17 protein-coding genes are annotated in these 9,476 nt (G+C 57.1%); 2 read left to right on the forward strand and 15 right to left on the reverse strand.

Annotation, left to right across the window (positions count from 1 at the left end):
- The 14 genes from J2D73_RS19970 to J2D73_RS20035 form a co-directional block, all read right to left on the reverse strand.
- Positions 1–223: hypothetical protein (locus tag J2D73_RS19970; RefSeq protein WP_207884147.1), on the reverse strand; the 223-nt coding region annotated here is incomplete at its 3' end.
- A complete protein-coding gene (locus tag J2D73_RS19975; protein WP_207884149.1) occupies positions 220–585 on the reverse strand; it encodes a hypothetical protein in 366 nt (121 codons plus the stop codon). The genes J2D73_RS19975 and J2D73_RS19970, both read right to left, overlap by 4 nt.
- Positions 582–1,031, reverse strand: a complete 450-nt coding sequence (locus tag J2D73_RS19980; protein WP_207884151.1) for a hypothetical protein — start codon at positions 1,029–1,031, stop codon at positions 582–584. Before J2D73_RS19980 ends, J2D73_RS19975 begins: the two co-directional genes overlap by 4 nt.
- A complete protein-coding gene (locus tag J2D73_RS19985; protein ID WP_207884153.1) occupies positions 1,031–1,459 on the reverse strand; it encodes a hypothetical protein in 429 nt (142 codons plus the stop codon). Before J2D73_RS19985 ends, J2D73_RS19980 begins: the two co-directional genes overlap by 1 nt.
- Positions 1,456–1,968, reverse strand: a complete 513-nt coding sequence (locus tag J2D73_RS19990) for a hypothetical protein (protein ID WP_207884155.1) — start codon at positions 1,966–1,968, stop codon at positions 1,456–1,458. Before J2D73_RS19990 ends, J2D73_RS19985 begins: the two co-directional genes overlap by 4 nt.
- Entirely contained in the window at positions 1,965–3,002 is a 1,038-nt protein-coding gene (locus tag J2D73_RS19995) for an AAA family ATPase (RefSeq protein WP_207884157.1), read from the reverse strand. The genes J2D73_RS19990 and J2D73_RS19995 overlap by 4 nt, the downstream gene beginning before the upstream one ends.
- Positions 2,999–3,883 carry a PD-(D/E)XK nuclease-like domain-containing protein gene (locus J2D73_RS20000; RefSeq protein WP_207884158.1) on the reverse strand — a complete coding sequence of 295 codons (885 nt, stop codon included), beginning with the start codon at positions 3,881–3,883 and terminating at the stop codon, positions 2,999–3,001. The genes J2D73_RS19995 and J2D73_RS20000 overlap by 4 nt, the downstream gene beginning before the upstream one ends.
- Positions 3,883–4,275, reverse strand: coding sequence for a zinc-finger-containing protein (locus tag J2D73_RS20005; protein ID WP_207884159.1), 393 nt, complete (start codon positions 4,273–4,275; stop codon positions 3,883–3,885). Before J2D73_RS20005 ends, J2D73_RS20000 begins: the two co-directional genes overlap by 1 nt.
- Positions 4,275–4,478, reverse strand: coding sequence for a hypothetical protein (locus tag J2D73_RS20010; protein ID WP_207884160.1), 204 nt, complete (start codon positions 4,476–4,478; stop codon positions 4,275–4,277). The genes J2D73_RS20005 and J2D73_RS20010 overlap by 1 nt, the downstream gene beginning before the upstream one ends.
- Positions 4,478–4,768, reverse strand: a complete 291-nt coding sequence (locus J2D73_RS20015; protein WP_207884161.1) for a hypothetical protein — start codon at positions 4,766–4,768, stop codon at positions 4,478–4,480. The genes J2D73_RS20010 and J2D73_RS20015 overlap by 1 nt, the downstream gene beginning before the upstream one ends.
- Positions 4,769–5,122: 354 nt before the next feature.
- The gene (locus tag J2D73_RS20020) at positions 5,123–5,398 is read right to left on the reverse strand and encodes a hypothetical protein (protein ID WP_207884162.1); all 276 of its coding nucleotides are present in this window, start codon (positions 5,396–5,398) and stop codon (positions 5,123–5,125) included.
- A gap of 256 nt (positions 5,399–5,654) precedes the next feature.
- Positions 5,655–6,347, reverse strand: a complete 693-nt coding sequence (locus J2D73_RS20025) for a hypothetical protein (protein ID WP_207884163.1) — start codon at positions 6,345–6,347, stop codon at positions 5,655–5,657.
- Positions 6,348–6,417: 70 nt separating this feature from the next.
- Positions 6,418–6,921, reverse strand: a complete 504-nt coding sequence (locus tag J2D73_RS20030; protein WP_207884165.1) for a hypothetical protein — start codon at positions 6,919–6,921, stop codon at positions 6,418–6,420.
- Between the two features lie 79 nt (positions 6,922–7,000).
- Complete coding sequence (locus J2D73_RS20035; protein WP_207884167.1) at positions 7,001–7,237, reverse strand: hypothetical protein; 237 nt, start codon at positions 7,235–7,237, stop codon at positions 7,001–7,003.
- A 207-nt stretch (positions 7,238–7,444) separates the two neighbouring features.
- Here J2D73_RS20035 and J2D73_RS20040 point away from each other — a divergent pair, with 207 nt between their 5' ends.
- A complete protein-coding gene (locus J2D73_RS20040; protein WP_207884171.1) occupies positions 7,445–7,702 on the forward strand; it encodes a hypothetical protein in 258 nt (85 codons plus the stop codon).
- 663 nt (positions 7,703–8,365) lie between these two features.
- On the opposite strand, the gene J2D73_RS20045 is transcribed toward J2D73_RS20040, so the two are convergent.
- Positions 8,366–9,142: a S24 family peptidase gene (locus J2D73_RS20045; RefSeq protein WP_207884172.1), complete on the reverse strand. Its 777-nt coding sequence runs from the start codon at positions 9,140–9,142 to the stop codon at positions 8,366–8,368.
- Between the two features lie 85 nt (positions 9,143–9,227).
- Here J2D73_RS20045 and J2D73_RS20050 point away from each other — a divergent pair, with 85 nt between their 5' ends.
- The gene (locus J2D73_RS20050; protein WP_207884173.1) at positions 9,228–9,449 is read left to right on the forward strand and encodes a hypothetical protein; all 222 of its coding nucleotides are present in this window, start codon (positions 9,228–9,230) and stop codon (positions 9,447–9,449) included.
- Positions 9,450–9,476: the final 27 nt, after the last annotated feature.

The following is a 9,476-nucleotide window of genomic DNA, read 5'->3' on the forward strand; positions in this document are numbered from 1 at the left end:
ACGCCACCAAAGGCGCAACCTCGTCGTCTGCTACCGTGATGCCGCACTCGTCGAGTGCGTGCGTCATGGCTGTGATTTCTTCCGCGCTCATCGGCATATGTCCCGTGCTGTCGTATCCGTCGATCCAGCGGATCGCTTCGGAGCCGGGCACATCCTCCGGGATCACGCGCGGCGACCCACGTTCGGCTGCCCGTCTGCCGCGCTGGTATGGGGTGTGGGTCATGATGGCTCCTGCGTTTTCAGGGCGCGGACGGCTTTGGCGCAACCTCGTGCTATCTTCCCGTAATCCTTGAACCCATCAGCAATCCATTCTTCCGCCACACCCTCACAAGCCACCGCGCACCGCTCGATCGTCGCTGCGTCGCGGGCTGCGAGGTCGGCGGGGGTGGGGCATGGTCCTTCGTATGTAAATTCCTCGTCGACCAGAACGTGTGGTGATATCGCGAAGCGGTTACCGCTTGCCCAAAATTGACTGCTGGCTTGCCACAGAAACGGAATCGACATGCTTCCGCCGGAACCTCCAAGCCAATGCCACCCATCCCGCTCCGGCTCCTGCGGGCGGCCATCCCATTGTTTTTCGGTCATTGGGCGTACTCCGGAACCAACGACAGGGCGACATTTTTTCCAAGGTCTGTGAGATGGAAATACACGTTCGTATCTTTCCAGCACGGCGGCTTTCCACTGTGCATTAAGCCCTTTTCGACGAGCGAAAGCATCGTCTCGTTATTTGCTGACGTGAAGTAATGGTCTCGGTATCCCGACCTCCACGGTTCGTATTCGTTGAATCCGAAAGCATGGAGAATGCTCGACGTTTCCTTTTCGCTCAAAGTATCAGCAATCGGGTTGCGTTCCGGTAACTCTTGATCCTTCTCACGCCACCTGCGCGCCTTTATGTGGATTATCATCCCGCGCTCACGGTCCATCTGGCGCCAGCAAGCCATACGGGCCTTCCCGGCATTCGGCGCGAAATAACAGCTATCTACGTCGTAATCTTCGACAGAGACGCGCCATGCTTTTCTTATTCGCGCCATCACCCAACCTCCCCACGCCCGGCCACGCCTCGCGCTGCGTCCAAAAGCGAGAAAGGCCCCTTATCCTCTCCACGCCAACGCCCATCAGGGGCGACTTTCTCAGCGATCCATTCGGCCAAATCATACATTTCTGCTGCATTCGAACGGCTTTCCGAAGCCTTCGGGCCTCCTTTGGTGGAAGTCGAAAGAAACGATCTCTCACGCCGCCGTATCTCGGATAGGATCGACATCCAATCTAGCCTCGCCGTATCCTCGGCCTGCTCGGCGCGGGCGCGTTGTTCGGCTTCTTTTAGGGCTGTGATTTTCTGCGATAACCCCTTAATGCGATCCACTGCTTCAGGGGTGAGAGTTTCAGCATTGCAACTTTCGAGTTTTCCGCAGTCTTTTCCACAAGCGCAGACCATCTGCTCCTCACGCGACCGGCTCATGACGCGTCTCCTGTGTCGGGTGCGGCGAGGGACTTTATCAACGCCTCGACACTCTCAATCAATTCGTATCGGTCGTTTGCCCACTCATCCATTGCCTCGTTGCCGTATTCAGCGCACCCGGTTTCCATGTCGACAGGTCCGAGATTGTCCCGTTCGAAATCTGCGAGTTCCTTCTTGAGCATCGCCAAAATAACAGGACCGCTATCCTTGCGCGCCTTCTCCGCGCCCGCAGCGGCTATGGCGGCCTGGGCGTCGGTGAGGCGAGTGAGGTTGATTTGCAATACCCCTTTATGGTGAAGGGATATGAAGGACACGCCGTCATCTTTCAGTAGAGCGGCTATCGCTGGCTCGCTCACGGAACCCACCACAGGCAGCGTCGCGTCGGCTGGGGTGGCGATGTGCCGAATGACGACATCAGGATCGCACCCGCCGTTGCGGTAGCGTTGAAACCAGTCCAGCGCCTCAGAATTCAGAGGCAGCGGCAGCACATAGGGCGTCGGGATGGTCATGCTGCGGCGTCCTCTGCTTCAGTGCTGCCGTCGAACTGACCGAGCGCGTCACTCACGGCGCTATCGACGTAATCCTTCAGATCCTTCCTGTTTTTCTCCAGCCACAGCCTCTGCTTGATGACCTTCTCATCCGACGTGATGGACTCCAGATCCTGTAGCGTTGCCGCGTCCTGAATCCGCTCGACTAGGGCGCGCGCCCCATCGGCGACCTTATCCACTGGCGGTCGGTCTTCTCCCGTTTCAGCCCATGCGCGGAGACTGTCGCCTTTGTCGATTGTGATCCTCTGGTTCGGCGGGAATATCGCCTGAAGCTCGTGGTTGAGCTTCTTCTGCAGATCATAACGCGGCTCCCCTGGGGTTTCAGGGTGCATGGTCATGGAGCCAGAAAGTTCGAACATGAAGGACTTCTCGCATATTGGCATAAAACCAAGCTGCACGATCTCGTTTCTCTCGCGCCCGGTCTGTTCGTTGCGAACCTTTTCGAATTTGATTTTCTCCTGCGCGCGCAGGCAGAAAATGAGGTGAGTTCGTGTCTGAATGAGGCGCGACATCATGCGCTTATGAAGTTTCTTCGGCTTCTTCCAGCTTGGCGCGGTCATGGCCTCAACCTTCCACGCCTGCACGTTCCCCTTCGCATCCGTGGCGGCGGCAATAGCTGCCTGCTCTGCCATATCAGAGCATCCACCTTCGCCGTCCCATTCGTGTGACATGCTGTCGACCACGATCACGGTTGCGCCCGCGCCCTCGGCTGCCCGGATGGCCTCGATGTATCGCTCAGGCGTGAAAGGGGCCGGGAAATCCAGATGAAGGAATTCGAATGTCCCTTTCGCCGGGTCGGCCTTTGTGCCCGGTTTCGGCGCATAGTGCAGCGCCCGTCCTGCCTCTGTGTCGATCACGGCGATCTTGCCGTCAGGACCCTTGATTCCCTCGGCGAGAGTTAGGGCAGAGAATGTCTTGCCCGATCCGCTGGCTCCAGCGATGCCGAACAGGAGGCCGATTTTCCCGCGCACTGCAGGTTTGATTGTGAATGTCATATTGCGTCCTCAAGCGCTTCTTCGCGCATCTCTCGTTCTTCAACTTCTCTGAGCAGCCAGTTCGGGGCTTCGATCGTCGCCGTGTGCGGATAGCCCGGCCACTTGCCGCTCCGGGTGCATTCACTCCACAGCGCCACAGCGCGCTGAACATCTTCGTCAGCGACGTGCTGCAGCGTCTTGCCGGGGATCAGGACTGACATTGCGAACGGTTCAACCATCTCAAAGACGACGAACCGCATAGGAGCCGGTGTCCGCATGCGCAGGCGGCGTGATCCTGCAGCATAGAAGCGGTCCTGTGTCCGATAGGCGCGAACCATCCTCCGGTCCCAGTCGACCGGGTTTGCGCTCATCATGGTGCCCTTTAGATCGAACAGAGGCGCATACGGGTCGTCAGGCATCCGATCCACCATTGCCCGGCACCACACGTCGTGTTGACGCCAGATCATGACCTGTTCCGACTTCCCTGGCGCAAAGAACTCTGCGCAGTCCTCGCGTTCGTGCATCTCAGTCAGAACGGCGGTGCTGCATGCGTGTGCTACGTCAAAGTCCTTAGACAGCAAGGGGATAATCCCCGCCTCTCGGCATGCGTCACGCTCTGATCTTGCTGCTGGCGATTTGTAGTCCTTCGCCTTGATCTCCTGAATTGGCGCGCCTTTACCTAGGATCAGTTTGTGGATTGCCGACCCCTTGTCCATAGCCGTCGTGATTTCCTTAGGCTCTCTATTGGGGTTAAGCCGCGCATGTTCAAACTTTGCATGCTTCGGGCTCTTATCGAGAAATGTGCGCGCAATGCTGTTTGACAGGCTCGGAGCGATTACGGGATCGGAGTGGTAAACCGACTCAGGAAGATCATAGATCCCCGGCTGCGTGATAAGCGCCATCACACGCCCCCACGGACATACGGCGCACAGCAATCAACGACACGCTGACACATCGCCGTATCGAACATCCCTATGTGGCAGTCGGATCGCTCAATACCGAGGCATCCAGCCAACCACTTGTAAGCCTTTGCGCGCGCATGGCCCTTCCGCAGCCCGTCGCGCTCCATCTTACGCTTCCAGAGCGGATCAAAAACAGCGTGCGCCCTCTGCTTCGCCATCCGAAGTTCCTTGTTGGCTAGACGCCCCAAAGGCTTTCCGTCTGGATGACATCCAACCCACGCACCACAGGGCTCACATACCCATGCAGGGCCATAGTCGCGTCCGCCGTAGATCGAAGATGAATTCTCGATCTTTTTCGCGTCATTGCCGCAATATGCGCATATGACTTCCATCACACCCACCTTTCCAACTGCGCGTCCTGCTGCCAGCCCCAGACGTGCTCAGCTAGGTTGCGTAAAAACTCTTCCTCTCCGCGCTGCTGTAAATACTGAGCGCGTGGCGAATGCCGAGGATCAGCGACGGACACTTCTGCGCGCCTCTGCTGCACCAGAGAGTAGATGTTGCCGAGCACGTCTGCTGTTCTGTTGAGAGACATCACGCGTCCTCCAGCCAACGATCTTCGATAATCTGCGGATCGTTCTGCATGTCCTCAAGATTGGTTTCCATATCGTCGAGGATAACCTTGGCCGTGAGAGGCGCTTGCTGATCGTCGAGTTTCTTCATTTCCTCGCGTGCGAACTTGTAAGCATCAACCAGCTTCGCGTTGATCCCAGCGACGATACGCTGGTCAGTCAGGACCGACTTCGGCAGGAAAGAGTTCTGTCGATAGTACGGGCTTCCTACCGGCGCCGAACGCCCAAACTGCATATTATCGGGATATGCCATCTTCCTTCTCCACATCAGAGAAAATCGTGACCGAAATCGGTCGGTGCAACCGGGGCCGCGACCCCGGAAACATCGGCGGATTAGTCCTGCGGAATCTGGGGGAGTCTCTCCCACTTGTATTCGCCCCCGTCATGCAATTCGAAAATCTCGCCGTCGTCACAAAGGGCGGTGGTCACGAGGGCCGCTTCCCACCCATTTTTATCATCCGCTTGATAAATTGCCGTAGAAATCTGAATTACCTTGCGCATCACCAACCCCCATTCCCAGCCGCGTCGAACGCGAGCCCGATGATCTTAAAAACGCCAACGCACCACAGAAGATACGCAAGGGCGGACGCGGATACGATGCGGGCGGTCATGGCTCGACCCCCTTCGCTAACTGCTTCTCAGCCCATCCCCGCATTCGAGACCAACGCTGAGCAGGCGTTTCGGTGTGGTGCGGCCACTCGTCATTCATAAACACGATTTCACGGACTAGCGCCGGGGCGATCCCGAACAGCTTTGCGACGACTTCTGGATCATCGGGATCAACGGATTGCATATCCAACCCGCGCTCGTGTCCAACAACCCCGAGCGTGCAGAACGCCCCTTCCGCCTCAAGCTCCTCTGCGATCAGTTCCTTCTTTTCCATCCGATCCATGGCAGCGATAAGTTCTCGGAAGAACGACTGACCGCGTTTCCCTTTCGTTGCGGCCGCAACAGCTCCGCGCCAACGTATCTCTTGCCAGTTATCGTAGTCGCAATCTTCTGAATATCCGCTTCGGCTCATCACACGAACCTCGAAAAAACCAAGATGCACACAAAGACCGCGACAGACGCACCCACCATCATGCTATTCAGCATCGGGGCAATGCCGGGGCCGACGAGGTTCAGTTGGCGTAGGAGGGTCATGCGTCGTCTCCGTCACAACGAACAGCAACTCCGTCCTCGGCCCGATACCAGACGCCCGCTTCGATGCCGCCCTCACCCTCGTAGATTGTCAGTGCGCGTTCACGCTGCCCGTCGTGCCAGGTCAGGACTCCATATGATCCCTTCCCGATCTTTACCTTTCCGCCAAGGCCCAAGCAGGCAGCGTGCGCCCGGTATCCCGTCGTGGCAGCGTGCGCATAGTCTCCCGTCGTGGCAGCGTGCGCCCCGTATCCAGTCGTGGCGGCGTGCGTCCGGCTTCCCGCCGTGGCGGCGTGCGCCCGGCTTCCCGCCGTGGCGGCGTGCGCCCGGCTTCCCGCCGTGGCAGCGTGCGCCCGGCTTCCCGTCGTGGCAGCGTGCGCATAGTCTCCCGTCGTGGCAGCGTGCGCCCCGTATCCAGTCGTGGCGGCGTGCGCATAGTCTCCCGTCGTGGCAGCCTCTTTAGCTGCAGAATGGATAGAGCGGACTTCGCCTTCGACTACTTCTTTTGTCACAACGTCCGCATAAATATTCGACGCAAGCCACGAAGCATCTTCATAACGCTTGTCTTTATAGAGAGCCGACATTACGTCGCCGTAGACGCCACCTTCGGGGAATTTCTCACGGAACCATTCACGGCCTGAACCGCAGGCATCCCAATTTCTCAGTTTGAGAATGGTTATTTCGTGAGGCATAGTTTTTGCCTCTTGCATTGTTTCGCTCATCACACCCACCAAAAAACTACCTGCCGCAATCCGGCCACGATTATTGATCTTGAGGAATTCCCAGCTTTGCGAGGAGACTATTCGTAGCGTATGTCAGCGCCTCTCTTCTGAAATTGGCGTCGATCTTGGAGTCGAACTCCTTCTTGAACTCCTTCATTTGGGCTTCGATTATTGAGTCAACGGCCTTGGCGAAGGCATTCTTGTCGCTGTCGTATCGACCAGTCCTGTAGACCATGTTTTCGGTCAAGGTCTTGATCAACTGATCCCGCATCGTTGTTGGCTCTGACCTGCGCCCGTATGTATCAACCGGCGTGTAAGTAGCGTTCAGAAGGTCGTCCATCAGAGCAGGCATCTGCTCCTTGACGGCTACAGCAAGACCTGACTGGATAGCAGCCGATACTTCCTCGTCTATTTTCTTTTTCACGCCCTCTTTAGCGCTCTTCGCCACGGTCTCGACTATCTGACGATGAATGCTCTCCGCCATAGTCTCGGCGTCGCCGTATTCGTCGCGTAGGATTTCGTTCAGGTCGATTTCGATTTTCATAGTATTGCCCGCCGTATATTATATTCGCCGAAATCCGGCCACGATGCCCGCCCGGTCGAGAGCGGGTCACGCGGCGGGATTAGGGGGTGGTGGCCGAGATCAGATATCCGCCGGTGCGGGCCTGATGTTCACGGAAAGGCTTGTTCGCAGGGAAGTCGAAGGCTTTCCGCCGATCCGTACGGACCAACTTCGGCGCTGATGGTGCTATCACTTCGTTCTGTCGATCCGCGATGACGGTATGAGCCCGAAGCGCAGACAAGCCCATTGCTTTAGCGACGTCCGACTTTCTTGGACCGTCGAATATTAAAATCCGCATCCCATCCTCCTTCTCCCGGCCCGCTCGGCTCTGCCGGGGCGCGGGGTGTGTTGGTATGGGGTATGTGTAGTAGGAACAATCCTATCACGTCAATAAGAAAATGCGTCGAAAGTAGGAAATATCGTATCGCCGTGGCGAGGCGTCATTATCTTGTTCGCCACTCCGATCTTCTATTATACAGGAACAAACACAGAACAGGAGCCACGCATGGCCGCGCAAGAGCAGATCATCTTCCAGACATACACGCGCCGGGCGCAGGGTCGTCGCAGCACTCTTCAGGCAAATGCGCCCATCGTCTGCCCCAGTGAGGGAGACGGCTTGCGGCGGCTGGAGAAGGTGAGGGAAGGGGCGCTATCTGTGGACGGCGCGCAGGTCGTCAGGGTGGCCATTGACGACGAGGCTGGCGACTACGGCGAGCCGGTCTATCTGGGGAGTTTTGGGGATGTGCCTGTCGAGCCGGAGTAGGCGGGCGACGCCTGTTCGATCCCGTGGGATAGCGCCGCCTAGTGGCAGTTTAGACTACGCGGCGGGTATGAAAAACCCCGTCGGGGCGGAGCCTGTGGGTTAAAATGTGTCAGCTGAAACTATTACTCGTCCATCTTGGGTAACGTCACTAGTAAATGTTTGTTCTACCCATGTTCTACGCAAGTTAAACGGCCAACTATAATTCACCCGTATTGTGTAGCGAAATTTGCCGCGCATATTTGGCGCGGCTACATCGCAAGAGCTATGCGCACTATGTTTTGTAGGAAATTTTTTTATGTTTACGTTGGTCATAAAATCATCTAGTTTTATTGTTGGCCAACCGTCGACAGAACAACTCATAGTTACATTGTAAACTGGCAATTTGCCCGAGTTCCAAAAGCGGAACTCTGTACCGAATACGCTAGATGGGTCTACGACAGGTCCAGTATCGATTTGCACGGAGGGTACCCATGTCGCCGCAGTCCCTATTAGGAAGCCCAGAATGCCGCATACAGACGCGCCTATTCTGGCGTGCTGGTCTAGTGCTTTTAGGCTGGGTATTAGGCGCATCAGCAACAATCCTAGTTATATTTGGATTAATGATCTTGTTGGATTGGGGTTCTCGCTAACCCCACCAAAAGCGGCGGATGGGTGGGGTTATTGCTACTTCCAAACCCACTTGCCGACGACGCGCCCGTTGATGTGGACCTCACTGAGTTCGCGCTCATACGTGCCGTAACCTGGGTTGATGCTCGATATACGGAGCAACACCGGGTCCTTTGAGCCAAATACGACCTCAACCCTCTTGAGCACGAGGCCCATTCCATCATGCAGAACATAGACGCCGGGCGGGCTCGGTATCGTGTGGCCCATGTCCACCATGACGCGCTCCCCGGCCATGTAGTCCGGCTCCATGCTGTCCCCGGTCACGCGGATGATTACGAGGTTCGACGGGTGCTCCACGAAGGCGGATACAAGACGCTTCGGCATCGTCCATAGGTCGGACGGCGGTGCTGCCTCATAATAGTCCGCCCCAGACACGAAGGCCCCAGCGCCAGCATGAGGGCTCACGTCATATTCTGGGATCTGGATGCGTGCTCCGGTAGGTGCCTGATCGTGCGAGGCTTCGTCGTCGCTCGAGATGTCCGACAGCGGGACGCGGACCAACTCGCCCCTCCTTGCTAGGGGCGATGAGGCCTTGACGTAAGGTCGCCGCTTCGCATCGCCTTCTGGGCGCAGCGCATCAGGACTAATGCCTAGCGCGCTACCAATTTTGTCGCGCGCGTCCTCATCCAGAGATTTTGGCGAGCCTTTTTGTATGTACTGCTGGATGTAAGCGGCATTCCGACCGAGAAGCGCCGACAGGCTCTTCATGTCATGGTCCGGGTTGTCTGCAAGAAGCTCCAGCAGGAGCTTTCGCGGGGCGTCGAGAAAATCCATGCCCTATAATCCGCGATCATATAGGAAATATCCAATACGATGTTTCTTATTGCGCGGTAGGTTAAATCCTACTACAATCCTACTCATGGAAGACAAATCCGATCCCGTTTTGCCGGACGTCGAGGCGTTTCTGTCTCGTGAAGGCATGTCCGCAACAGCGTTCGGCAAGGCCGCTGCGGGCGACCCACGCTTGGTCCATGACCTTCGCTCTGGGCGCGAGCTGCGAATGAGGACGCGCGCACGCATCTGCGCCTTTATCGAAGGCCCAAAGGTTGCGATCCGCCCCAATCAGGAGGCGGGGGTATGAGGCGCACGTTGTCACGCCTCATGTCAT

The sequence above is a fragment of the Acetobacter sacchari genome, from assembly GCF_017377715.1.
Lineage (GTDB): Bacteria > Pseudomonadota > Alphaproteobacteria > Acetobacterales > Acetobacteraceae > Acetobacter > Acetobacter sacchari.